This is a genomic window from Vibrio sp. 1F169 (genome assembly GCF_041439605.1).
In the GTDB taxonomy this organism is placed as follows: domain Bacteria; phylum Pseudomonadota; class Gammaproteobacteria; order Enterobacterales; family Vibrionaceae; genus Vibrio; species Vibrio tasmaniensis_A.
Map to the genome: position 1 here is coordinate 822 of NZ_JBGOOI010000045.1, position 24,756 is coordinate 25,577.

Here is a 24,756-nt window from a genome sequence, read left to right on the forward strand (position 1 = left end):
GGTTATGTCTTTAATGCAGCGAAATATTATGTTCCAAATCCGCGGTTCTATCATAGGCAAGGACTAATGAATTATTGGTGGTGATAGGTTTTAGCTATTAGCTTGCGAGTTTCCCATATAGGTCATGCCAACATAGTCAGAGTAGTGGTTTGGTTATGTCTTTAATGCAGCGAAATATTATGTTCCAAATCCGCGGTTCTATCATAGACAAAGACTAATGAATTGCTGGTGGTGATAGGTTTTAGCTTTTTACTTTCTGAATCTAATATATGCCATTAGCAGAGCAGCGGATTCCCCGACTTACCAAAACAGCGCGCGTTGGGAGTCTAAATCTCCACTCCTGCCATATTTAAGGCTCTAGACTGCGCGTTCCGGCAGAAATGCTAGAGCCTTTTTGCTTTCTGAATCTAATATACGCGATTAGCAGAGCAGCGGATTCCCCGGCTTATCAAAACAGCGCGTGTTGTAGTCTAAGCCTCTATTCCTACCATATTTAAAGTCTCAGCAGAAATTCTGGAGCCTTATTTATTAGCTTCGACTCATAATGTTTTTACTCAATTTTTCCTATTTGGATCTGTTGATATTCGAACCTTAACGCTTCCGTAATAGTTTGAAGATCGAGTCGAAGAGAGAGGTCTTTTGGCTTTCTATATGTATGATATTTAAGCTGTCATTTCTTGCCTTGGATGATATTTGACCTTAGAAAGGTAAGTGCTCACTTATCCCAGCCTCTTTTATAAACAACCAACAGCACAATCCCCACTTCTTTATGAGAATTGTTCTCAATATTTTGTTACATTTTGGTCGTTATTACTAAAAGGCAACAAATATGGATATTTCCCGTCGTAAGTTTATTCAATCATCTCTCGCTATATCTGCACTAACTGTTTTGCCCGCTTGTTCTATGAAGCAGTCTGTTGATGGGCAAGGTAAGTATGTTTATGACTTAACTGCTGAACCTTCAACAGCTGAGTTAGTCGCGGGATTTGATACTAATGTCTTAGCCTTTAATGGGCAGATCCCAGCTCCGACGATTCGATGTCGACAGGGTGAAAAGGTCACAATTCGTTTTACGAATAAGCTATCAGAGCCGACGACTATCCATTGGCATGGCTTAAGAATCCCTATCGAAATGGACGGTGTTCCCTTCTTAAGTCAGCCACCGATTATGCCAGGTGAAACATTCATTTATGAGTTTACGCCGCCAGATGCTGGCACATTTTGGTATCACCCACATATGAATAGCGTTAAACAACTTGGTATGGGTTTAGTTGGCCTTATTATCGTAGAAGAAAGCACTCCCGTGCAGTTTGACGAAGAACACGCATTGATGCTTAAACATTGGCATATCGACAAGCAGGGTCAATGGAAAGACTTAATGATTCCTCGACTCAGTGCTCGTATGGGCACTCCTGGTGAGTGGAGTAGTGTTAATGGAGTTCATGAACCCGTATATCAGTTGAAGCAGTATGCCGCGACTAGACTGCGTATTGCTAATGTCGATAATACGATCACTTATCCTATTGCTATCGAAGGGGCTGAGGCTTGGGTGATTGCCATCGATGGTAACCCTGTGAAAACGCCTTACAAACTGACTCAACATAAAATTGGTCCAGGGATGCGTGTTGATATCGGACTGATCGCTCCTAAAGCTGGTGAGCGAGTTAACGTTCTCCAAATGAAGGGGCGTTTCCCTTTTTCTTTGTGTGAATTTGAAGTCGTAGATTCAGCATTTTCTCAAGAGCGAGTGTTACCATTATTACCATTGAATCCAGTACCTAACCTAGATCTTGCTAATGCTGAAGAGATCGATTTCGTGTTCGAGTGGGAGGGTGCGGTTTCACCTGTATCTAAAGATGGTAAATCGATGCCTAAATTTTGGCTTACTAATAAACGAGCGTGGGAGGGGATGAGCAAAGACAATATCCCTGAGCCGTTGGCGACTTTAGAGCTAGGTAAGACTTACATATTCGATCTTAAGAACGTCACTCAATATCATCACCCGATTCATATTCATGGTCATACATTCACTGTATTGGAACTTGATGGTAAAAAAATTGAAGAACCTTTCCATACCGATACTGTGTTACTTGGAAAGAATGGTCGAGCTAAAGCTGCATTTGTTGCCGACAACCCAGGACGTTGGATGTATCACTGTCATGTTATAGAACACATGAAAACGGGTTTAATGGGATATATCGAAGTTAAGTGACACCTGTAACGTTTAATATTTGCGCATGCATTCTTAGTTTCTACCCTCGCTTTTATCGGCGTTAAAGCTAGAATATAGGGATTATTGTTTGGGAGGATTCATGGGTCAGTTATCTATTTTAGGTTTTATTGCCATTGGTGGCGCATTTGGTGCTTGTTCGCGCTATTTGATTTCAGAGTTATGTGTGGTGATGCTAGGGCGTGGTTTTCCTTATGGTACGCTAACTGTTAACGTGATTGGCTCTTTAATTATGGGCTTACTCATCGCAGCGTTTGAGAATGAGATGGTTGCGACAGAACCATGGAGACAAATTATCGGTCTTGGTTTCCTTGGAGCACTGACTACATTTTCTACATTTTCGATGGATAACGTGCTTCTTATGCAGCAGGGTGCTTTCTTTAAGATGGGACTCAATGTGTTACTCAACGTGGTTCTCAGCATCTCAGCAGCATGGATCGGCTTCCAACTTTTGATAAAGTCTTAAAACTTTCTTACGATTTGTTAACAACTCGGCTTGGTTTATCCAAGCCGTTTTTATATACTCGATCGAACTTGTCGGAGTGCCATATGGCTGAGACCGTTAACTCGGGATCCGTTGAACCTGATCAGGCTAATACCTGCGAAGGGAACAAGAGTAGATATCTAACTAGAATCCCTCTAGAGATCTATCTCCAGATCACAACTGTATTTCTTACCGTGATCCCTCTTGTAGCATCTAATCCGTCAAGCATTTTTATCCCTATAAATAATGGCTAAAAGCCAAGGAAAAATGCTATGTCGAGTCGTAAACAAGCAAGACTGGAAGCGAAGAATTTCATCGATTCTTTATCCGTACAACCTTATCCAAATTCAAAAAAAGCTTATATCCAAGGATCTCGAGAAGATATTCAAGTCCCTGTACGAGAAATATCACTCGCTGATAGCCTTGTCGGTGGTAGCAAAAAAGAGCCTGTATTCGAACCTAATGTACCCATTCAAGTTTACGATACCTCAGGTGTTTATACTGACCCGACACATCAAATAGACCTGTATAGTGGCCTTCCTAAGTTGCGTGAGCAATGGATTGATGAGCGTGGTGATACGGAACTGTTAGACGATGTAAGCTCTGTTTACACTAAAGAACGTTTAGAAGATGAAACTCTAGACGACCTTCGTTACGGCAACCTACCTAGAATTCGTCGCGCGACTGGCGATCAATGTGTTACTCAGCTGCACTATGCTCGTCAGGGGATTATCACTCCTGAGATGGAGTACATTGCTATACGTGAGAACATGGGACGTCAGAAGTTTGCTGATGAGCAGCTTAACCACCAACATCCTGGCCATAACTTTGGCGCAAACCTGCCGAAAGAAATTACTCCTGAGTTCGTGCGTAAAGAGGTTGCTGAAGGTCGAGCTATTATCCCTTCAAACATCAACCACCCAGAATCAGAACCGATGATTATTGGCCGTAACTTCTTAGTGAAGGTGAACGCTAATATCGGCAACTCTTCAGTAAGCTCTTCGATTGAAGAAGAAGTTGAGAAGTTAGTATGGTCGACCCGTTGGGGTGGCGATACCGTAATGGACCTTTCCACAGGGCGTAATATTCACGAGACTCGTGAGTGGATCCTGCGTAATAGCCCTGTACCAATCGGTACGGTTCCTATGTATCAAGCCCTTGAAAAAGTGAATGGCGTAGCCGAAGACCTTAACTGGGAAGTGATGCGCGATACCTTAATTGAACAAGCAGAGCAGGGTGTTGATTATTTCACTATCCACGCAGGCTTGTTGCTTCGCTACGTTCCGATGACAGCTAAACGTGTCACCGGCATTGTTTCTCGTGGTGGTTCTATTATCGCGAAATGGTGTCTTGCGCACCACCAAGAGAGCTTCCTTTATACTCACTTCCGCGAGATCTGCGAGATCTGTGCAAAGTACGATGTTGCCCTGTCATTGGGTGATGGCCTACGCCCGGGTTCTATTGCAGATGCCAATGATGAGGCTCAATTCTCGGAGTTACGTACTCTAGGTGAGTTGACTAAAGTCGCTTGGGAATACGACGTGCAGGTGATCATTGAAGGCCCAGGTCATGTGCCAATGCATCTAATCAAAGAGAATATGGATGAGCAGTTAGAACACTGCCATGAAGCGCCTTTCTATACTTTAGGTCCACTGACGACGGATATTGCCCCTGGTTACGACCATATTACCTCTGGAATTGGCGCGGCCATGATTGGTTGGTACGGCTGTGCGATGCTCTGTTATGTCACACCTAAAGAGCATTTAGGTCTACCAAATAAAGAAGATGTGAAGACCGGCCTGATTACATACAAGCTTGCTGCACACGCTGCTGACCTTGCGAAAGGGCACCCAGGCGCACAAATCCGAGATAATGCATTATCTAAAGCACGTTTTGAATTCCGTTGGGAAGACCAATTTAATCTAGCTTTAGACCCTGAAACAGCACGTTCTTTCCATGATGAAACTCTGCCACAAGAATCCGGTAAGGTTGCTCACTTCTGCTCAATGTGTGGACCAAAATTCTGCTCGATGAAGATCTCTCAGGAAGTCCGAGAATATGCGAAAGATACAGAACAAGTAGCCGCGGATCAGGCTATCGAGATTAAGATGCTAGATAACCCGTTGGAAGGGATGCGTCAGAAATCACAAGAGTTCCGTAATACTGGCTCTGAACTTTATCACCCTGCAGTGGGTGCAAAAGAAGCTCAATTAGAGGAATAATGACAGTGAAGATACTCATCCCATCTCAAAATATTGAGTTAACGGGAGAGGTGCAGAACTGTCTATTGGTTGCTAAGCGACAAGGCTTGGCAACCGATGCAGTTGAGTTGGGTGTAAGCCCAACTCAATACTTCTCTATCGTTGACACTCAGCAGACGTTATCTATTGGCTTTGCTCATGATGTTGATTCATTGGCGGAGTGTCAGCTAGCGGAACTGAACCACGTTGTTGATTACAGTAGTTCAGTCGCGCTAACTGACGTTTGTGATGCCTTTACACAAACTCCGAATACCATCTACATCGGTGTCTCAGATGCTTCAGCTGTACTGGATATCTGGTCACACCGGGATACTAATCGTGCTATCAAGAGTGACACTACAGCTCATCAGGAGTTAGATAATCACGGCCACTTTGCCTGGTTACTTACTTTGTTGGCGTTGGAGTTCCCATTAGAAGACGCATTGGTTTTAGCTCGCGCATCGTCCAATGTTTCACGTGGAACATGGCCAGCACATTACCAAAACTTTCCAATTCCAGCTCTTGAAGATCAACGATTGAATATAAGCGTTGGTTGGGCTAATCAAGGGACAGTGCTTTCTTTTCCTGATCTGGGTAAGAATAGTCTAGGTTTATACCCTGTGGTTGATGATGTTGAGTGGATCGAAAGGTTGCTCAAGCTTGGAATCAACACTGTTCAACTGCGTATTAAAAACCCGCAGCAAGCGGACTTAGAACAACAAGTCGCGCGATCAATCGAGCTTGGTCGAGAGCATAACGCTCAGGTTTTTATCAATGATTACTGGCAGCTTGCACTCAAGCATGACGCGTTTGGTGTTCATTTGGGGCAAGAGGATATTGAAGAGTCAAACCTCTCACAGTTGAGCCAAGCAGGTATCAAGATCGGTCTCTCGACTCATGGCTATTACGAGTTGCTCCGCATTGTTCAAATCAACCCAAGCTATATTGCGCTAGGGCATATCTTCCCAACAACAACTAAACAGATGCCATCAAAGCCTCAAGGTTTAGTTCGTTTATCTCTGTATCAACAGCTGATTGATACTATCCCATACACAGACCAACTCACTGGTTATCCGACGGTTGCTATTGGCGGTATTGACCAATCGACAGCTGAGCAGGTGTGGGAGTGTGGGGTATCGAGTTTGGCGGTGGTACGTGCGATTACATTGGCTGAAGACCCACAGAAAGTGATCGAATTTTTCGAACAACTCATGGCACCTAAATCTCCAACTCTTAAGGAAGAGGTTATGCAGGAGCCTAGCTATGCTGAGTGACTTTGAATTCATTCGTTATCAACGACAAATTGCGTTACCTGAAGTGGGTGAGCAAGGGCAACGCAACCTACTAAATAGTCATGTGTTGATAATCGGTTGTGGTGGCTTAGGTAATGCTGCGGCTCTTTACCTGGCTGCTTCTGGTGTTGGAAAGATCGTGCTGGTCGATGATGATTGTGTCGATTCATCGAACCTACAACGACAGGTCGCGTTCAGGGAAAATCAGTTAGGTTCGCCTAAGGTTGAAGCGTTGAAGCAACAACTGAGTGAGCTCAATGGTCGCAGCCAAGTAAGAACCATCAATCAACGAATGAGTGAAAGTCAGCTTGAGCTTGAAGTGATGCTAGCTGACTTAGTGTTGGATTGTACTGACAACTTCGAGTCACGCCAGCAGGTTAACCAAGCATGTTTCAGCGCGAAGACCCCTTTAATTTCTGGTTCTGCAATTGGCTGGAAAGGCCAATTTATTGTATTTGATTATCAGAATCAGAAAGGGTGCTATCACTGCTTGTTCCCGTTCAGACATCATCCACAAACGACTCGTTGTAGCGATAGCGGCATCATAGGCCCAGTTGTTGGCACCATAGGTAACCTTCAAGCTTTGGCTGCTATTCAACGTCTAGCTCGTGGTGAGTTTCAGGTCGCAACACATCAACTCAAACTGTTCGATGGCCAGACGATGAATTGGCAAAACCTTATGGTCACTCAAGATAGTGAATGTCCTGTGTGCAGTGCGTCTGTAGTTAAGCATTTAGAAGAAGAAATCCAATGAGCCATATAACGATCTCGATAAACGAACAATCAGAACAAGTAGCACACTCGTCGTCTCTAGCGGACATTATCCAAGTTCTAGCATTACCTGATCTAGGTTGTGTGTTTGCAATCAATAATGCGGTTGTCCCGCGTAGCCAGTGGCAACAAACAGTCGTTAATGAAGGCGACGCTATATCTCTTTTCCAAGCCATTGCAGGAGGCTAACCATGTTAACTATCGCTGATAAGACGTTTCAATCTCGACTCTTCACTGGAACGGGTAAGTTCGCCAATAAGCAATTGATGGCGAGTGCTATCGAGGCTTCAGGTTCGCAATTGGCAACTATGGCGCTTAAGAGAGTTGATATTCGCTCTGAGCAAGACGACATTTTACAACCAATCATTGATGCTGGCGTGAACTTGCTACCGAATACCTCTGGGGCGAAGAGTGCAAAAGATGCCGTCTTTGCTGCGCATTTGGCTCGTGAAGCGCTAGGCACAAACTGGCTTAAACTGGAAATTCACCCAGATCCAAAGTACTTGATGCCAGACCCAATTGAGACGCTTAAAGCCGCTGAGCAACTGGTTAAAGATGGTTTTGTTGTGTTGCCTTACTGCCATGCCGATCCAGTTTTGTGTAAGCGCTTGGAAGAGGTGGGTTGCGCTGCGGTTATGCCGTTAGGTGCGCCTATTGGTTCAAACAAAGGTATCGCTTCGGCAGACTTCTTAGAGATCATTATCGACCAAGCGAATGTCCCTGTGATTGTGGATGCAGGCATAGGCGCGCCATCGCATGCTGCTCGTGCAATGGAAATGGGCGCAGACGCTGTGTTAGTGAATACGGCGATTGCGGCTTCTCAACAACCCGTTGATATGGCGATTGCTTTTAAGCTGGCAGTTGAAGCGGGGCGTATGGCTTACCTTGCTGGGCTTGCAGGAAAAGTATCTCACGCGGTTGCTTCGAGCCCGTTAACTTCATTTCTAGACGAGTAGTGTACCTATGACGTTTGTTGATCGATTTAAACAGCTCAACTGGGATGACATTGGTATGTCTATCTTCAGTAAAACGTCAGCGGATGTTGAACGTGCTCTGAGTAAACCCAAACGTGACTTAGAAGACTTTAAGGCTCTGATCTCTCCGGCGGCAGAACCTTACTTAGAACAGATGGCACAACAGTCGTTGGCGCTAACTCGTAAGCGATTTGGCAATACAATGTCGCTTTACATTCCTTTGTACCTCTCGAACCTATGTGCGAATGCGTGCACGTATTGTGGCTTCTCAATGGAGAACCGTATCAAACGTCGCACGCTTACTTTGGATGAAATTGATGCCGAAAGTGCGGCTATCAAAAAGATGAAGTTCGATAGCGTTTTGTTAGTCACCGGTGAACATGAAACTAAGGTCGGGATGAATTACTTTCGACAGGTGTTGCCGAATATCAAAAAGCAATTCAACTACCTAGCGATGGAAGTGCAGCCGCTTGATCAACATGATTACGCAGAGCTTAAAACTCTCGGTCTAGATGCTGTTATGGTTTACCAAGAGACTTATCAGCCAAGAACTTACGCTGAGCATCATCTACGTGGCAATAAAATGGATTTTGAATACCGTCTTGAAACCCCAGATCGCTTGGCAAAAGCGGGGATCGATAAGATAGGTATTGGTGCCTTGATTGGTTTGGAAGATTGGCGAACCGACTGCTTTTTTGTTGCTGCTCACTTAGATTACCTAGAGCGCACTTATTGGCAGACTCGCTATTCAATTTCATTCCCGCGTCTTCGTCCGTGTGAGGGTGGAGACTCTAGTGGAGGATTACAGCCTAAATCAGTCATGAACGACAAACAATTGGTTCAGCTTATCTGCGCATATCGACTCTTGAATCCTGAGGTCGAGCTATCCCTTTCTACTCGCGAATCGGCAACCTTTCGCGACAATGTGTTGCCATTGGGGATCACGAGTATGTCTGCGGCTTCTAAAACCCAACCTGGTGGTTATGCTTCGGGTGAAGAAGAGCTTGAGCAGTTTGAGATCAGTGATGAGAGAAGTGCTGCTGATGTCGAGTCGATGATTCGTCAGCGTGGTTTCGACCCGGTGTGGCGAGACTGGCACAGTGCCTATTCTGGTTAATCAACATATTGGTTGATGTTCCACGTGAAACATCGATGTAATGATACAGGCAAATAAAAACGGCTACCCTTGGGTAGCCGTTTTGCTATTTGCTATTTAACTTATTAACCGAGCAAGTTTTTTGGTTCAGTTAAGCGCTTAGCGAAGCATTAAGCGTGAGCCAATGGAGTTGTCGATTGGCGTAACCATTCCAATGTATCACCTTCAACTAATGGGCTAACGTCGTTCCATACCTTCTGATGGTAGTCGTTCAGCCACGCCAGTTCAGGTCGTGTTAGCAAATCAACATTGATGTTGCGCTTATCGATAGGGCAACGAGTTAGCGACTCAAACGTTAGTACTGAGAAATCACCTTGAGTTGGAAGCTCAACTACCAATTCTAGGTTCTCGATACGGATACCAAACTCATCAGCACGGTAGTAACCCGGCTCGTTTGATAACACCATGCCTTCAACAAGAGGTACGTCGATAAGCTTCTTAGAGATGCTTTGTGGGCCTTCATGAACACTTAGGAAGTGACCAACACCGTGACCAGTACCATGATCGTAATCGAAGCCTTCTGCCCATAAGTGCTGACGCGCTAGGATATCCAGTTGGAAACCACGAGTACCCTGTGGGAAACGCGCACGTGCAATGCCGATGTGACCTTTAAGCGCTAATGTGAACTGCTGAATCATTTCGTCGCTTGGTTGGCCAATCGCGATAGTACGAGTGATGTCGGTTGTACCATCTAAGTACTGACCGCCTGAATCGACTAGGTACAGAGTATTCAGTTCTAGCTGACCAGGTTCAGGTTGGTTCTCATGGTTGTAGTGACACATTGCTGCGTTGCCGCCAGCCGCAGAAATGGTGTCAAAACTTAGATCCATCAGCGTCGGGTCTTGCTCGCGGAATGATTGTACTTTGTCAGCCAATACCGCTTCGTTGTGTAGGTTACCTTGCGCGACTTCTGCATCAATCCAAGATAGGAATTTCACCATCGCAACACCATCACGAATGTGACACGCCTTCATGCCGGCAATTTCAGTATCGTTTTTAGCGGCTTTTGGCATTAGACATGGGTCTGCTGCTTCAATGAGATGAGCGCCAGCGTTTTGAAGAACAAGCGTATACCAAGCATTACTTGTGCCTGAATCGACAGATACGTTTTTGCTTTCTAAAGATTGAAGGCGCGCTTCAAGCTCTGATGGGTGAGAAACGCGAATACCATTACCAACGTGCGCTTCAAAGCCAGCCGGGATGCGTGCTGGGTCTAGGAAGAAATCGACGCTTTCATCGGCGTGAATGATCGCGTTGGATAACACAACAGGTAGGCGAGATACGTCCAAGCCACGAATGTTAAGCAACCAACAGATTGAGTCTAGCTCGGTAAGGATAGCGGCGTCCGCACCTTTTGCTTTTAGTAAGCCAGCAATTTCAGCGCGTTTGCTCTCGCTTGATTGACCAACGGCGTCTGTTGCCATTAGGCGAACATCAGACACGACAGGCTCAGGGCGATCAGACCAAAGCTCATCAATTGGGTTTGCTGGGAGCGTTGTTAGCTCAACTTTCTCCGCTAGTTTTGCTTGTGCGCCTTTCAACCAAGCAGCGGTGTGCATGCGTGGGTCGAATGCAACCTTACTGCCTTGTGGCAATGAATTGATGATCCAATCTAAAGTCGGTTCTTCAATAAGGTGGCGATACTCAAATAACTCTGCTGGTACCTGCTTACGAACCTGAACGGTGTAGCGACCATCTACAAAAATAGCAGCAGTTTCACGAGTGATAACAGTGGCACCTGCAGAGCCAGTGAAACCTGTTAACCAGTGAAGTCGCTCGTTATGAGCGGGAACGTATTCACCTAGATATTCGTCTTCATGTGGAATGATAACGGCATCTAGGTTGTTTGTTTCAAGCCAAGCTCGAACCGCAGCAACGCGTTCAGCAGTGATATTGTGCATCTGTGTTTATCCTTATTGTTAGGGTCCTTGTTAACACTCACAGTCGATATACATGCGAGGGGACTTATTAGGTCAATAAGCTAGCGCTTTTGTTCGTTTGCTGCAAACGCTGTACGCCATTTTTATCTAAGGTGCAGAGTTTTTTCTTTGATGATATCTCGCAACCAAGTTAAGGCTGGGTCATTTTCTCTGTCACGGTGCCAAAACAAAGTGTATGCCATCGGTGGGAACTCCATTGGTAAAGGAACAACCACTAAGTCGAGTTGCTTAGCGACGAGGTAAGTAAAATGGCTTGGTGCGGTAAACACAAAGTCGGTGTAGGTACATAGGCTTGCAGCGCTATTGAAGTCTGGAACAGAAATAGCGATATCACGTTGGTGACCAAGATCAGCCAGTTTGTAGTCGAGCAGCCAGCGGTCGTTACCATCACACCTTACTTGTACATGACGCTGCGCAAGGTAGATTTCCAAATCCCATTTACCATTCAGAGCGGGGTGGTTGCGTCTTAGCACACACATCTGTGCGTCGCGGTAGATCTCTTGTTCGCAAATGTCGTCTGGCGGCAGCATAGTTAAACGCGCATCGTTGATGTCGATGTCTTTGCCAGTGAGTCCGATATCTAGTTCGCCAAGCTGCAGCTTCTTAAAGGTTTGTTCTGTCCAAGCATGGGTGTTGATATTGACCTTAGGTGCTTGTCGAAATATCGCCGGTAAGAAGTGCGGAAGAATCAGCGGGTAAACACTCTCAACGGCAGCAATATGAAAACTATGGTCACTGTTGTTGGGAATGAATGTCTCAGGCTGAGTGAGAACATCAAGTTGGTTGATCAACGTTTCTAACCGAGGCTTGAGGAAAACAGCTTTCGGTGTTGGTCGTAGGCCATGAGCACTTCGCGTAAAAAGGGGGTCATTAAATTGTTCACGAAGCTTGGCTAGCGACTTACTCACGGCTGATTGGCTCAAGCATAATCGGTGTGCGGTGCGAGTGACACTCAGCTCTTCCATCAGCACCTGTAAGCAAACCAATAGATTGAGGTCGAGGCGTGATAGTTTCTCGATATTCATGTGAGTTTCCTATTTGGAATAATGCTAATGAGTATATGCCATTTTTGTTCATATCTTTAGTTGGTTATTATGCACCTAAATTAACTCATTCGGAGAATCTTGTGCCTTCTAACGCGCTTCCAACCCCAAGTAAACTGCAGGTTGCTTTATTGGCAATGCTGGTTCTATTTAGCCCTCTGGCTATAGATATTTATCTTCCAGCTCTGCCACAAATTTCAACAGCGTTTCACGTGGAACACGCACTAGCACAAGATACGATTACTTGGTTTTTATTCGCCATGGGTGTCGGGCAATTATTTGCAGGCCCTTTGGCTGATAAGCTAGGACGTCGAACCGTTGCATTGGGAGGTGTTAGTATCTATGCATTGAGTGCTTGCTTGGCGTGGGCAGCTCAATCGATTGATATGATGCTAATAGCTCGGCTGCTACAAGGCTTAGGAGCTTGTGCGACTTCTGTAGCAGCCTTTGCGACGGTTCGCGATCTATTTGGTCCTGAGAAAAGTGGCCGTATGATCAGTTACCTCAATGGTGCAATTTGCTTTATTCCTGCACTAGCACCGATTCTTGGCGCTTGGTTAACTCATCAATTTGGTTGGCGTTCGAACTTTAGCTTTATGGCAGGCTTCGCAGTCGTTGTTGGCACTATCTTATTCTTCCAAATGAAAGAGTCTAACCCTGCGACAGAAAAGGTTGCGGTGTTCAAGCTTGAGCGATACTGGTCAGTATTGAAAACACCATCATTCCTTTTCCACGCAACCTTGTGTCTGATGGCGATGGCAGTGATTCTCGCTTATGTCACCTCTGCACCGGTTGTGTTGATGGAAAACCTAGGCCTGACCATGAAAGAGTTTACTTTCTGGTTTGGTGTTAATGCGGCCATCAACATTGCAGCAGCGTTTACTGCACCTAAATTTATGGACCGCTTTGGTACCTATAAAGCACTGGTCGTTGGTATCTCAACGCTGGGTTTAGCGGGCGTGATTATGTTAGTGCTTGCAGAACACGCTAGCCCAATTGCATTCATGCTGCCAATCTTCTTGTCTTCAGTGGGTTTTGCTTGGATTCTCGGTGCTGCTGCTGGTAAGGCTCTTGAACCTTTCGGTGACCGTGCGGGCACAGCTGCTGCACTGCTTGGCTTGTTCCAAATGAGTGGCTCAGGGCTGCTTGTTGGTACCATGCAACGCCTTGATTTAACGTCTCAAGTGATGATTGCGCTGCAAATGTTCCTTATTGTTCCTGCGTTGTTAGTGCTTGCGAGCAAAGCAGGCAAGTCGTGGCACACGACGTTTGCTAAGGCGTAAGTCTCAAGGGTGACAAAATATACAAATGGCGGTTTGCGAAACGTTAAAACATGGTATATTTGTCACTCATTGAAACGTTAGTCCCCAACGGAAAATACTGTAATGTCATTAACAACCTACGAAATGGCGCGCGTCTTAGAGCAAATGGAAGATGCACCTGAAAAGGTCATGTTTGGTAAATTGCTTAAAGAGCTAGGCAACCAAAGTGAAGAGCGTATTCGCAGTGCGGCAAAACAAGTTCCAATCGATACTTTGCGAGACATCATTTACCAATTTCAGCGTGTGGTAGAGTCTCGTAAGGGTGAGCAGGTTCAGCTACTAGCAAAAGAGCTAGCCGAGCAAGGTATCTCTGCTGAAGAGCTACAAGCTTTTCTGAATAAGTAGTTTATCCCAGTTAAAAAGAAACCACTCAATTGAGTGGTTTTTTGCATTTTGGGGTATATCAATTTAGTGCGAATGAAAGTTCGTTCTAACCTCTAAACTGCGCTTTCAAAATTCTATCAAGTGAGAATGGCCCAGCGCCCCATACGACAACGATAAGAATCATTAATCCCCACAACTGATGATCATAGAAGCCTTGCGCCCATAACACTGGGTAAGACACAACCGCAATGATATTGAAAACGAACAGCACCGCTGCCATAGGTCGTGTTAATAGACCAAGCGCTAAGAATACCGGCAGAATCAATTCAGCTGCGGTGCCCATGTAGGCGGCTAACTCCCAAGGTAACAGTGGCACTTGGTATTCCAACTCAAACAAGTAAAGGGTGCTATCCCAAGTCGCTATCTTGGTTAGGCCAGAATTAAAGAATACCCACGCTACCCATAGGCGACAAAATAGCAGTAGCACCGGAACAAAGAGTGCTTGTGATTTCTCAATCAAACTGTCGTATTGAGCCATCATGTTTGTGACTGTGTTGTTATCCATATTATGTCTCCAATTCGGCATTGATTGAAAAGCCTGAGATGACGTTAAGCGCCATGACAGTATTCAGATGTTGTAGTAATGAAGGGTCTATCGCTACGAGCATTTGGCCTGATTGAAATTCGCGAAGTAGCTGATGGCATTCTTCACTCAAGTGATGACTATCAATCTGAGAATTATCGGCTCGTATTAACACCCCAAACTCAGGTTGGTTGATGTCTAACCCATCGAGTTGTTGCTGATAGATAGCGCGTTCAAGCGCGATAATCGTATAGTTAGAATTAATGAGCGTTATTGAATCTTTGAGATGAAAGACTAAAGCGCCTTGTTGCTCTGGTGGCACATCAGCTAAACCAGCAAGAGGACGTTGGTCGGCTTTTGATTCTGAAACGCTTCTCATCAAGCTGTCTTTGTTCCATTCATAAATAGCCACTTCGCAAAGGTAAGGTGCAGCCTCAATAACCGCAGGAAAGGCTTGGATGGTTTGTTCAAAGTGTTCACCGTAACCACTGACATCACCAGAGGTTAATGGATAACTTAAGACATGTTGACGAGCCATCTGTTGGAAGCACTCTTCGCCGACTAACATCTCGGTAAGTGGGTAGGTTGCAGCGAGTACCTCACTCAAGCTAATCACAAAGTTATTGCGATAAATCTGGATGCGCTGTTCATCAGTAAAGTGGTCGCTCACTATATCGCAATGCTCACCACTGTTTTGGTAGCGTAGGGCGTTAGCAAACTCTGATTGAACATCAGATAGGGAGTAGCTCATGATGCGCGACTCCTTTGATTGAACTTGTCGTGTTGATACAAGATGTCACTGGCTTTGGTTGCTTCAGCCAATAAGACTTGTGGCTCTGGGATATCTAGATCCCACTCAATCAAGGTATGGCGAGAGCTGTGCTTTGCTATCCACTGAGTATAAAGTTGCCACACTTCATCACAGACAGGTTTACTGTGGGTGTCTATCCAGATCTCACCTTGCTCGAGTTTCTTCTTAGTGAAACCTGCCAAGTGAATCTCTTCCACTTTGTCTGCCGGTATTCCACTTAGATACTCTTCACAGCTGAAGCCATGATTAAAAGATGAGACAAAAATATTATTGAAATCGAGCAGTAGACGACACTCGGTGCGCCTCTGTACCTCGGCTAAAAACTCCCACTCTGGGATGGTTGAATGCTTGAAGGCAAGGTAGCTCGATGGGTTCTCAATCAGCATAGGGCGTTGCAAGCTGTCTTGTACCTCGATGACATTGCGACAAAAGACCTCTAGCGCCTCTTCGGTATAAGGCAGCGGTAACAAGTCATTGAAGTAATGACCACTTGCCTGACTCCAACTGAGATGATCAGAAACTAAGAAGGGTTCGATATCATCAATGAGCTCTTTTAATTGCACAAGATGATGTTGGTTGATGCGCTCAACAGAACCTAGCGACAACCCAACACCGTGACAACTGATGTTGTGTGCGTGACGAATTTCTCTGAGTTGTTGGCGTTGCGGTGATTGAGCTAAGAAGTAGTTCTCGCTGTGAACTTCTAACCAACTTACTAAGGCTGGATTTTGGCTAAAGAAGTCCAAGTGCGGTGTTCTAAGGCCAACCCCTGCGTTGGGGTGAAGAGTTTGAGTCACAACGATTCTCCTAACAAGAAGTGGAGGTGAGCTGAATGCCAGCTCACCATACTAAGCAGCTCAATTATGATGATTGAGTGTTACCACCTGATAATTTGCCACACAGCCCTTTAGGTACGACTACGAATGCATCGGATTGGTTGTCTTCTTTTGCTGTACCCGCACATGAACTTGTTTTGGTTGCACAATCATTTTGGCCAGCTTTTGCCACACCGTAGCATTTTTCTTTTGCTGCTGCTTCCGCAGGTGCTGATGTAAGAACTGCACCGCCGAACGCTAGTACACTTGTGATTGCAGCTGTAACAGCAAGATTAGAATTTTTCATAGTCATTCCCTCTAGGACTTAATAGTATTTTTATATCGCAGGTTAATGAATTGTTAACTTGCTTACTAAAAAGGATAGGAAGAACCAGGAAATAATTTCACGGCATTATAAGAAATATCAATATTAATGATGAATTATCTTTTAAGTAACTGATTTTATGATGTTAATTTTTGATTATTTTTTCTTCTTATTATCCTAAACGCAGCCTAGTGTTTAGGTTATAATCGACTTTTATGTATAAATACCCAGTAGTGAGCATATCCAATGATAGATCCTTCGCTTTTACTCGATGGCCTAAACGACAAACAACGTGAGGCGGTCGCAGCACCTTTAGAAAACCTACTTATTCTGGCAGGTGCTGGCAGTGGTAAAACGCGAGTGTTGGTGCATCGTATCGCTTGGTTACAAAGCGTAGAGCAAGCATCACCGTTCTCTATCATGTCGGTTACCTTCACCAACAAAGCGGCAGCAGAGATGCGTGGTCGTATTGAAGAGTTGATGATGGGCAGCTCGTCAGGCATGTGGAACGGCACCTTCCACGGTATCTGTCACCGCATCCTTCGTGCTCACTACCTAGATGCAAAACTGCCAGAAGACTTCCAGATCATTGATTCAGATGATCAGATTCGCTTACTACGTCGCTTAATTAAGGCGCAAAACCTTGATGAAAAGCAGTGGCCAGCCAAGCAAGCTTCTTGGTGGATCAATGGCAAGAAAGACGAAGGGTTACGCCCAAGTCACATTGACGCCTACCATGATCCAATAACTCAAACGTGGTTAAAGATTTACTCTGCTTACCAAGAGGCATGTGATCGTGCTGGCTTGGTCGACTTTGCTGAAATCTTGTTGCGATCGCATGAACTATTGCGCGATAAGAAACACATCCGCGAGCACTACCAAGCTCGCTTTAAGCACATTCTTGTCGACGAATTCCAAGATACCAACAACATCCAATACGCTTGGCTTCGCATGATGGCAGGCCCGGATTGTCGCGTGATGATCGTGGGTGATGATGACCAATCTATCTATGGCTGGCGTGGCGCTAAAATTGAAAATATTCAGAAGTTCTTGGATGAATTCCCAGGCGCTTCAACGGTTCGACTCGAACAAAACTATCGTTCAACCAAAACCATTCTTCAGGCGTCGAATGAGCTTATCTCGAACAATACTGAGCGTATGGGTAAAGAGCTGTGGACCGATGGCAACGATGGCGAGCCAATCTCTGTGTACTCAGCTTATAACGAGTTAGATGAAGCGCGTTTCACAGTTAGCAAAATCAAAGAGTGGCAAGAGAAAGGTGGTGCGTTAGAAGATACCGCAATGCTATATCGTAACAACGCCCAATCGCGTGTGCTTGAAGAAGCTTTGATTCAAGGTGGTCTACCTTACCGAATCTACGGCGGCATGCGATTCTTCGAGCGTCAAGAAATCAGAGATGCCTTGAGCTACCTGCGCTTAATGAGTAACCGCAGCAATGATGCGGCATTCGAACGTGTCGTCAATACGCCAACGCGTGGCTTGGGTGATAAAACGTTAGAAACGATTCGTCTTGCGGCGCGTGACCGTGGTGCAACCATGTGGCAAGCCAGTATTGCTCTGATAGAAGAGCAAGTGCTTCCAGGCCGTGCTGCGGGTGCATTGAGCCGCTTTATCGAGCTTATCAATGCGCTTGAAGATGACACCATAGAACTGAGGCTTCATGAGCAAACCGACCACGTGATCAAATCGTCGGGCTTGTTTGCGATGTACGAGCAAGAGAAAGGCGAGAAGTCGAAGGCACGCATTGAGAACTTGGAAGAATTAGTAACGGCAACGCGTCAGTTTGAAAAACCAGAAGAAGCGGATGAAATGAGCATGCTAACCGCATTCTTAACTCATGCGGCTTTGGAAGCGGGTGAAGGCCAAGCTGATGAGTTTGATGATGCGGTTCAGCTCATGACCCTGCACAGTGCCAAAGGCCTAGAGTTCCCAATGGTATTCATGGTGGGTGTGGAAGAAGGTATGTTCCCAAGCCAGATGTCAGCAGAAGAAGCAGGGCGCTTAGAAGAAGAGCGTCGCCTGTGTTACGTAGGCATGACGCGTGCGATGGAGAAGCTTTACATCACTTACGCAGAGATGCGTCGTTTGTACGGTCAGGACAAGTACCACAAACCGTCACGCTTTATTCGTGAACTACCAGAGACCTGTCTGGATGAGGTTCGTATGAAAGCGCAAGTGAGCCGTCCTGCAAGCAGTGGCCGCTTTAGCCAAACCGCCGTGAAAGAGAACTTTAACGAAACAGGTTTTAGTTTGGGTTCTCGCGTTAAGCACCCTAAGTTTGGTGAAGGCACTATCATCAACTTCGAGGGAAGTGGCCCGCAGAGTCGAGTTCAAGTCGCGTTTAACGGTGAGGGCATCAAGTGGTTAGTAACGGCTTATGCTCGTTTAGAACAGTTGTAATCTGCTACTTCAGCATGTAGAAAACAGTTCGATATCTGAAACTATTCAGCATTGAAAAGTAATCCGTATAAAAAACAGAAAGAGCAGCCAATGGCTGCTCTTTTTTTATTGCTCGATACCGACCTAAATTAGGTTAATACGAGCGAAGACATTGTTGCCTCAAAGTGAGACTTACAGTGCTGCAAGTGCCGCTTCGTAGTTTGGTTCTTCAGTGATCTCTGCAACCAACTCGCTGTGTGTTACCACACCTTTTTCATCAACAACGACAACTGCGCGTGTTGTTAGGCCTGATAGTGGGCCCTCAGCAATCGCTACGCCGTAGTCTGATGCGAATGCAGGAGAACGGAAAGTTGAGGCGTGTTGAACGCCTTCAATGCCTTCTAGTTCGCAGAAGCGACCCGCAGCAAACGGTAGGTCAGCAGAAATACAAACAACAACCGTGTTCGCAAGCTCTGCCGCTTTTGTGTTGAACGTACGTACGCTCGTTGCACAAGTTGCTGTGTCGATGCTTGGGAAGATGTTTAGAACCACTTTCTTGCCTTCAAGAGAAGCAAGAGTCAGTTCAGAAAGGTCGCCTGCAGTCAGTGCAAAGCTTGGTGCTTGTTCGCCAGTTTGTGGGAATGTGCCTGTTAGTGGTACAGCAGCGCCTTTGAAGGTAACGTGTGACATGAATTTGTCCTTAGTTTAATTATGGTTATGAAACTAGTTGAGCCTAGTAAGACTTACGTTACTCGGAAGTGGTTAAGAAGTGAATGCTTTAAATGTCAGAATTGTAATTAAAGGTCTTTGATTTATTTGTTTGAGAGAGGAATAAATAAAACGACAGATAAAGAAAAACCCCGAGAGCTTGCGCTCATCGGGGTCTATAGTCTTACTCGCAGCAATCCGGCTACTAAGTGTGCTCCATGCATCAAATCCATGATAGTGTGCTGTTATCCTTCAGCGTATTCCTTTCGTCGCCTTCCTAGCGGTGTCCTTGATCTTATCCTGATCTGCCAACAATCCTCGTTAGCGCGCGTCACTTGTTCCTTGAGCGGTGTCCTTTACATCATCCTGATGTTCAGTCCTTTCCTCGTCCAGAGGTGTCCATTGTCTTTCCTTAGTAGCAACCATCCTAGTTACTATTGCGTCCATTCAATGTCCATTTCGCTATCCATGCCGATTATTCATCCTGAGTAATCGAATCTTCATCCTGAAGATAACCAAATCCTTGGCGTTTCCTGTTCCGTGTCAGCATCCTTCCGACACCATTCATATTACCGATTCCTTATTTATCAGCAATGGTGCATAAGCGAATTTCTATATAATTATTTGAATGATAAATGTACGTATCTTTTAATTTCAATTGGTTGCGATATCGAGGTGACTAATTTCGTCATCAAATATCGATATTTACTCACTGCCTTGTGAGAGATCTCGCACAAGGCAGCGAGTAAAAAGGGAGAATTATTCCCTACTGACCAATGGCTGCACCTTCACGACGAGGGTCTGCAGCGCCTTCTAAACCATCTTTTGTGATGCGAATCGCGTGTAAACCAGAGTTAAGATCGCGAACGTTGACTTCAAATCCCATCTTTTCTAGCTCAGGTTTGAAGTTTTCCGCTGATGTTCTTTTTTCCAAATCTAAGGTACCGAAACGGTTTAGGAAGTGTGGTTGGTTGATCGCTTGCTGAATATCCATGTCCCATTGGGTATGCGCAATGATCGCTTGTGCTACATAACCTATGATACGGCTGCCACCGGGAGAGCCAATCGCCATGTAAGGTTTATCGTCTTGCATGATGATAGTGGGTGCCATTGAAGAACGTGGACGCTTACCCGGCTCAAGTCGGTTAGCGATAGGCTTACCATCGTTGTGGGTCTTGAATGAGAAGTCGGTCAGTTCGTTATTGAGTAGGAAGCCTCTCACCATCAAACGTGAGCCAAAGGCATTCTCAATGGTGGTGGTCATCGAAACGACATTGCCATCGCTATCGACGATATTGAAGTGGCTGGTGGACGGCAATTCAATAGAAACATCTTGGCTTCGCAGCATGGCGTGATCCCACGGTGGCGTGCCTGAAGGTGCGCTTGATAGTGCCTTACCTGCGGTAATTAACTGAGCACGTTCCTGCAAATAGTCAGTATTCACTAGCCCTTGGGTTGGCATCGGTACGTAATCTTGGTCTGCCATGTACATACCACGGTCAGCAAAGGCTAGGCGAGAAGCGTCTGCTAACACTTGCCAAGATTTAGCGTCGTTTGGTCCCCATGATTTAAGATCAAACTGCTCGGTCATCGCTAAGATCTGCCCAACCGTTAATGCACCTGAACTTGGTGGACCCATTCCGCATACTTGGTAGCTCTCATAAGCGGAACAAACGGGTTCACGTTGCTTGATCGAGTAAGCGTCAAAATCTTTCTGCGCCAATACGCCAGGGTTACCTTTGGCAGTTTGCACAGTATTAATGATGTCGGCAGAGATCTCACCCTGATAGAAGGCCTTAGCACCATCCTTTGAGATAGCGTTTAACGTTGCCGCGTACTCTGGGTTCTTAAGTTGCGTGCCAGCTGTTTTCGGGCTGCCATCGGCATTGAAGAAGTAGGCTTTGGTAGTGGCAAAGCGACTTAGTCGCTCTTGGTCATTTTCAATCAAGGTGGCTAAACGTGGGCTGATGGTAAAGCCTTTTTCAGCCAGTTGAGCGATGGGCTTAATCAGTGATGCCCATTCTAACTTGCCGTATTTTTGGTGAGTGTCCCACAGCAGTTGGACTGTGCCCGGTGTCGCCACTGAGCGACCACCAACCACTGCATCGTAAAACTTAAGCGGTTGTCCGTTTTCGTCTTGGAACAAACGTGGTGTGGCATCAAGTGGTGCAGTTTCACGACCATCGTAGGTTTTGAGTTGCTTGTCCTTGCCATCAAAATAAACAAGGAATGCTCCACCGCCAATACCTGACGATTGAGGCTCGACCAAGCCAAGCATCAGCTGCACGGCAACCATGGCATCAATGGCATTACCACCACGAGCAAGCACATCAGCTCCAGCCTGTGTTGCTAATGGGTTGGCCGCAGTGACCATCCAGTCATTGGCCTTGACGAGTTGTTTGGTTTCTAAACCACTACTTTGTTCGGGTGCGACGGAATCGGCAGCTTGATTTGCCCAACTGACGTGAGAGGCAAAAAGTAGGGTAGAAGTGGCGAGGGTTGTTAGTTTTGTTTTCCACTGCATGATCTTCTCCTTTTAATATGCAGAGCTAGATTGGCAGTGGAAAGATGAGATAGCCAGAGTGTTGTTAACGAATTGTAATCTTGATTCGAATTTAAGCGATTAAACCGGACAGTGACTGCCAAAGAATACTCGCGCCAATAAGGCTGAATAACACGCCACACAAGCCATCGATGTAAACGGTCGCTTCGCTGAGTTTCTTCTGCAGTGTTTTGGTTGAAAGCATCCACGCCAGCAGTGAGAACCAAAACAGTGAGAGGCCAAATAGGATGATCAGAGCAAAGCCTTTGCCTGACAGCGACATATCCGCAGGGACTAAGCTCGACATTAAACTAATAAAGAATACCAAAGCCTTTGGGTTGAGAATGTTGGTCATAAACCCTTTAGAAAATGCATCTCGCTTGTTGGTCAGAATCAGATCTTTAGAATTGACGGTATCGGCGTCATCGTCGTGGTTCTGAATTATTTGCCAGGTTGCTTTAAGTGCCCCGTAGCCTAAGTACAGTAAGTAGCTACCGCCGGCCAATTGGATAATGGCAAATAGGGTTGGTTGCTGGTGGACTAGGTAACTGATTCCCGTCAGGCTCAGCAACGAATGCAGCAAGATCCCGCAAGATAAGCCAAGCGCAATGTACAAGCCTGTCTGGCGTCCGTGACGCGTCGCATTTTGCACGACTAACGCAAAATCAGGGCCGGGGCTCATCAAAGCGATAAAGTGGATAGAGGCTAGGGTGATCAGTATGGTGACTTCGTTCATCGTCAGTTCTCAATAACGTTGCCGCTATTTTTAAATAAGTAATCGTATTGAGCGTAGCTTACCGTGATTTGAAATCGAGCAATTGTAAATTATCAACACTTAGTTGATTTGTGAGGGTGGTACGCCGAACGTGGTTTTGAAAGCCTTAGAGAAGTGTGCTTGATCATAGAAGCCTACTTGGTGCGCGACCTTGGTACCACATATCCCAGACTTAATCAGACGCATGCTCTGTTCCATACGTAAACGGCTCAGCCATGCATAAGGCGTAATGCCCATTCTGTTTTTAAAATGGCGTTGGAATTGAGTCGTGGTTAAACCACACAACTCAGACAATTGTTCTAATCGCACTGGTTGATCCAAGTTCGCCATCAAGTAGTCTTTTAGCGTATCAATCGATTGATTACCCAGTTTGATGTCACTCTTCGATCCAAATTTCGCATAACGATCGACAATCGTCGAGAACCCTTCGAAAGGTAAGCAATCTTGAGCGAGCTGGCTGATGTTTTGATGGATTAATAGGCCGTGTAAGTTGCGCAATTGTGAAAATGCAGCTTGATCGGAGAGGATCAACTCAGAAAAGCCTAATGTGTGACCATTTTGCTTGGGATCGGCAAGATCTTGAAACCATTGGGGAGACACGGCAAACACACTGACTTGATAACCCGAATCGAGCTTGGAGTGTCCATCATGCAGTTCATCGGGTGGCATGATAACAACTTGGCCAGCACCAACATTATGGCTCGTCCCTTTATAGACGAATTTCTGCTGTCCTTGGGTAATTAAGCCAATGTGAAAGTCCAAATGATAGTGGCGCTGAAAGGCAAACTCTTGGTACTGAGCTTGGATCAGGCTGATATCTTCTGTTGGGGTAGAGTAGTAGTGGACTTTATCCATGGTACAAAAAAGCTTGGTCAAATAGTCATCAATTCAACCAAGCTTATCTTCGTATTAAGGGATTGTCTTGTAAAAAACGATCAGTGTTATTGCTTAGCGCGTTTGTTCTTCTTGTTGTTACGTAGGCCATCAAAGCTGAAAATCACCAGAGCGCCCCAAATAAAGGCGAAGGTAATCGCTTTATCTGAAGTAAAGGCTTCACCGTAAATCAGAACCGCGAGCAAGAACATTAAGCTTGGGCCGATGTACTGGAAGAAACCGAGTGTCGATAGCTTCAAGCGGGTTGCAGCGCCAGTAAAACAAAGCAGTGGAACCGTGGTGATCACACCTGCTGCAACCAATAATAGATTGAGTTGCATTGGGTTCATCGATAAATCTGACGTTGCACTGTCTGCGATAAACAATAGGTACGTTGCGGCGATAGGCAGCATCACCAGCGTCTCAATGAATAAGCCAGTTTGAGCTTCCAAGCTAACCTTTTTACGTAACAGGCCATAGAAACCAAAGCTGAAGGCTAGGGCAATGGCAACGATCGGCACAGAGCCAAACGCGATCAATTGAATTATCACGCCAATCGCAGCCAGAGCAACCGCAAACCATTGAAGTTTACGTAAGCGTTCGCCAAGGAAGAACATCCCGAGCAACACGTTAATCAGCGGATTGATGTAATAGCCTAAGCTGGCATCGAGCATGTGATTGGAATTCACCGCCCAAATAAAAATAAGCCAGTTGGCGCCCACTAAAATCGAAGTGGCGACTAAATAGAGCATTTTGGGTTTGGAGGTGAGGGTGTCTCGAACCTTACGCCAGCCACGACTCATGTGCAGTAGAAAAGCGAGTAGGAAAAAAGACCATACTACACGGTGGCTAAGAATCTCAAATGGGGATACTTCACTTAAAGATTTGAAATATATGGGAGCGATTCCCCACATGGTGTAAGCGGCAACGGCAAGCAAAATTCCCTGTCGCGTACGTTGTTGGTCTTCTTGTGTCATGTAACTTTCTCTAGCACTGAGTGCTTATTAATAAGATTTATAAAGAGAGTTGGTCAGTATAGGAGCGTTAACCCTTTTCACCTAACAATTTGCGGTTTAATTCGCTAGCGTTCCCCTCTACAATGTGCGCCTTGCTTGCCAATGCTGCACGCTGACTTTATACCTTGATTA

At 45.6% G+C, this 24,756-nt stretch carries 22 protein-coding genes and 1 riboswitch; of the genes, 11 read left to right on the top strand and 11 right to left on the bottom strand.

Annotated elements, in window-relative coordinates:
• Nucleotides 1-829 precede the first annotated feature (829 nt).
• From ACED53_RS15905 to thiH, 8 genes are all read left to right on the top strand, one after another.
• Entirely contained in the window at nucleotides 830-2,212 is a 1,383-nt protein-coding gene (locus ACED53_RS15905; RefSeq protein ID WP_017101246.1) for a multicopper oxidase family protein, read from the top strand.
• A 100-nt stretch (nucleotides 2,213-2,312) separates the two neighbouring features.
• Nucleotides 2,313-2,696, top strand: coding sequence for a fluoride efflux transporter CrcB (gene crcB, locus ACED53_RS15910; RefSeq protein WP_004736665.1), 384 nt, complete (start codon nucleotides 2,313-2,315; stop codon nucleotides 2,694-2,696).
• Between the two features lie 62 nt (nucleotides 2,697-2,758).
• Nucleotides 2,759-2,857: riboswitch (TPP riboswitch) on the top strand.
• Between the two features lie 129 nt (nucleotides 2,858-2,986).
• Nucleotides 2,987-4,936 (top strand): phosphomethylpyrimidine synthase ThiC, encoded by a 1,950-nt coding sequence (gene thiC, locus ACED53_RS15915; protein ID WP_017101248.1) that lies wholly within the window; start codon nucleotides 2,987-2,989, stop codon nucleotides 4,934-4,936.
• Nucleotides 4,936-6,228, top strand: a complete 1,293-nt coding sequence (locus ACED53_RS15920; protein ID WP_017098567.1) for a thiamine phosphate synthase — start codon at nucleotides 4,936-4,938, stop codon at nucleotides 6,226-6,228. The genes thiC and ACED53_RS15920 overlap by 1 nt, the downstream gene beginning before the upstream one ends.
• Nucleotides 6,218-7,000, top strand: coding sequence for a HesA/MoeB/ThiF family protein (locus ACED53_RS15925; protein WP_017098566.1), 783 nt, complete (start codon nucleotides 6,218-6,220; stop codon nucleotides 6,998-7,000). The genes ACED53_RS15920 and ACED53_RS15925 overlap by 11 nt, the downstream gene beginning before the upstream one ends.
• On the top strand, nucleotides 6,997-7,206 hold the full coding sequence (thiS, locus tag ACED53_RS15930; protein WP_010440653.1) for a sulfur carrier protein ThiS: 210 nt from the start codon (nucleotides 6,997-6,999) through the stop codon (nucleotides 7,204-7,206). The genes ACED53_RS15925 and thiS overlap by 4 nt, the downstream gene beginning before the upstream one ends.
• A 2-nt stretch (nucleotides 7,207-7,208) precedes the next feature.
• Nucleotides 7,209-7,973 carry a thiazole synthase gene (locus tag ACED53_RS15935; protein ID WP_017098565.1) on the top strand — a complete coding sequence of 255 codons (765 nt, stop codon included), beginning with the start codon at nucleotides 7,209-7,211 and terminating at the stop codon, nucleotides 7,971-7,973.
• A 7-nt stretch (nucleotides 7,974-7,980) separates the two neighbouring features.
• Nucleotides 7,981-9,108 (top strand): 2-iminoacetate synthase ThiH, encoded by a 1,128-nt coding sequence (thiH, locus tag ACED53_RS15940; protein WP_009848177.1) that lies wholly within the window; start codon nucleotides 7,981-7,983, stop codon nucleotides 9,106-9,108.
• A 149-nt stretch (nucleotides 9,109-9,257) separates the two neighbouring features.
• Here thiH and ACED53_RS15945 read toward each other — a convergent pair whose 3' ends face one another.
• Together ACED53_RS15945 and ACED53_RS15950 are read right to left on the bottom strand one after the other, a co-directional pair.
• On the bottom strand, nucleotides 9,258-11,048 hold the full coding sequence (locus ACED53_RS15945; RefSeq protein ID WP_009848178.1) for an aminopeptidase P family protein: 1,791 nt from the start codon (nucleotides 11,046-11,048) through the stop codon (nucleotides 9,258-9,260).
• A gap of 122 nt (nucleotides 11,049-11,170) precedes the next feature.
• Nucleotides 11,171-12,112: a LysR family transcriptional regulator gene (locus ACED53_RS15950; RefSeq protein WP_009848179.1), complete on the bottom strand. Its 942-nt coding sequence runs from the start codon at nucleotides 12,110-12,112 to the stop codon at nucleotides 11,171-11,173.
• A gap of 101 nt (nucleotides 12,113-12,213) precedes the next feature.
• Between ACED53_RS15950 and ACED53_RS15955 the strand changes: the two genes are divergently transcribed.
• Nucleotides 12,214-13,413, top strand: a complete 1,200-nt coding sequence (locus tag ACED53_RS15955; protein ID WP_032499284.1) for a multidrug effflux MFS transporter — start codon at nucleotides 12,214-12,216, stop codon at nucleotides 13,411-13,413.
• A 102-nt stretch (nucleotides 13,414-13,515) separates the two neighbouring features.
• A complete protein-coding gene (locus tag ACED53_RS15960; RefSeq protein WP_009848181.1) occupies nucleotides 13,516-13,797 on the top strand; it encodes a hypothetical protein in 282 nt (93 codons plus the stop codon).
• An 85-nt stretch (nucleotides 13,798-13,882) separates the two neighbouring features.
• Here ACED53_RS15960 and ACED53_RS15965 read toward each other — a convergent pair whose 3' ends face one another.
• From ACED53_RS15965 to ACED53_RS15980, 4 genes are all read right to left on the bottom strand, one after another.
• Nucleotides 13,883-14,341, bottom strand: coding sequence for a DoxX family protein (locus tag ACED53_RS15965; RefSeq protein ID WP_009848182.1), 459 nt, complete (start codon nucleotides 14,339-14,341; stop codon nucleotides 13,883-13,885).
• Nucleotide 14,342: 1 nt separating this feature from the next.
• The gene (locus ACED53_RS15970) at nucleotides 14,343-15,110 is read right to left on the bottom strand and encodes a DNA-binding domain-containing protein (protein ID WP_017098563.1); all 768 of its coding nucleotides are present in this window, start codon (nucleotides 15,108-15,110) and stop codon (nucleotides 14,343-14,345) included.
• Nucleotides 15,107-15,967 carry a DUF692 domain-containing protein gene (locus tag ACED53_RS15975; RefSeq protein ID WP_009848184.1) on the bottom strand — a complete coding sequence of 287 codons (861 nt, stop codon included), beginning with the start codon at nucleotides 15,965-15,967 and terminating at the stop codon, nucleotides 15,107-15,109. The genes ACED53_RS15970 and ACED53_RS15975 overlap by 4 nt, the downstream gene beginning before the upstream one ends.
• Nucleotides 15,968-16,031: 64 nt before the next feature.
• Nucleotides 16,032-16,292 carry a DUF2282 domain-containing protein gene (locus tag ACED53_RS15980; RefSeq protein WP_004736650.1) on the bottom strand — a complete coding sequence of 87 codons (261 nt, stop codon included), beginning with the start codon at nucleotides 16,290-16,292 and terminating at the stop codon, nucleotides 16,032-16,034.
• Between the two features lie 264 nt (nucleotides 16,293-16,556).
• Between ACED53_RS15980 and uvrD the strand changes: the two genes are divergently transcribed.
• Complete coding sequence (uvrD, locus tag ACED53_RS15985) at nucleotides 16,557-18,731, top strand: DNA helicase II (protein ID WP_004736649.1); 2,175 nt, start codon at nucleotides 16,557-16,559, stop codon at nucleotides 18,729-18,731.
• A gap of 171 nt (nucleotides 18,732-18,902) precedes the next feature.
• Here uvrD and tpx read toward each other — a convergent pair whose 3' ends face one another.
• From tpx to rarD, 5 genes are all read right to left on the bottom strand, one after another.
• On the bottom strand, nucleotides 18,903-19,400 hold the full coding sequence (tpx, locus tag ACED53_RS15990; protein WP_017098562.1) for a thiol peroxidase: 498 nt from the start codon (nucleotides 19,398-19,400) through the stop codon (nucleotides 18,903-18,905).
• Nucleotides 19,401-20,184: 784 nt separating this feature from the next.
• Complete coding sequence (gene ggt, locus ACED53_RS15995; protein ID WP_017098560.1) at nucleotides 20,185-21,942, bottom strand: gamma-glutamyltransferase; 1,758 nt, start codon at nucleotides 21,940-21,942, stop codon at nucleotides 20,185-20,187.
• Between the two features lie 91 nt (nucleotides 21,943-22,033).
• Nucleotides 22,034-22,696 carry a LysE family translocator gene (locus ACED53_RS16000; protein WP_012605065.1) on the bottom strand — a complete coding sequence of 221 codons (663 nt, stop codon included), beginning with the start codon at nucleotides 22,694-22,696 and terminating at the stop codon, nucleotides 22,034-22,036.
• A gap of 99 nt (nucleotides 22,697-22,795) precedes the next feature.
• Nucleotides 22,796-23,590, bottom strand: a complete 795-nt coding sequence (locus tag ACED53_RS16005) for an AraC family transcriptional regulator (protein ID WP_017081539.1) — start codon at nucleotides 23,588-23,590, stop codon at nucleotides 22,796-22,798.
• An 86-nt stretch (nucleotides 23,591-23,676) separates the two neighbouring features.
• A complete protein-coding gene (rarD, locus tag ACED53_RS16010; RefSeq protein ID WP_017098559.1) occupies nucleotides 23,677-24,585 on the bottom strand; it encodes an EamA family transporter RarD in 909 nt (302 codons plus the stop codon).
• Nucleotides 24,586-24,756: the final 171 nt, after the last annotated feature.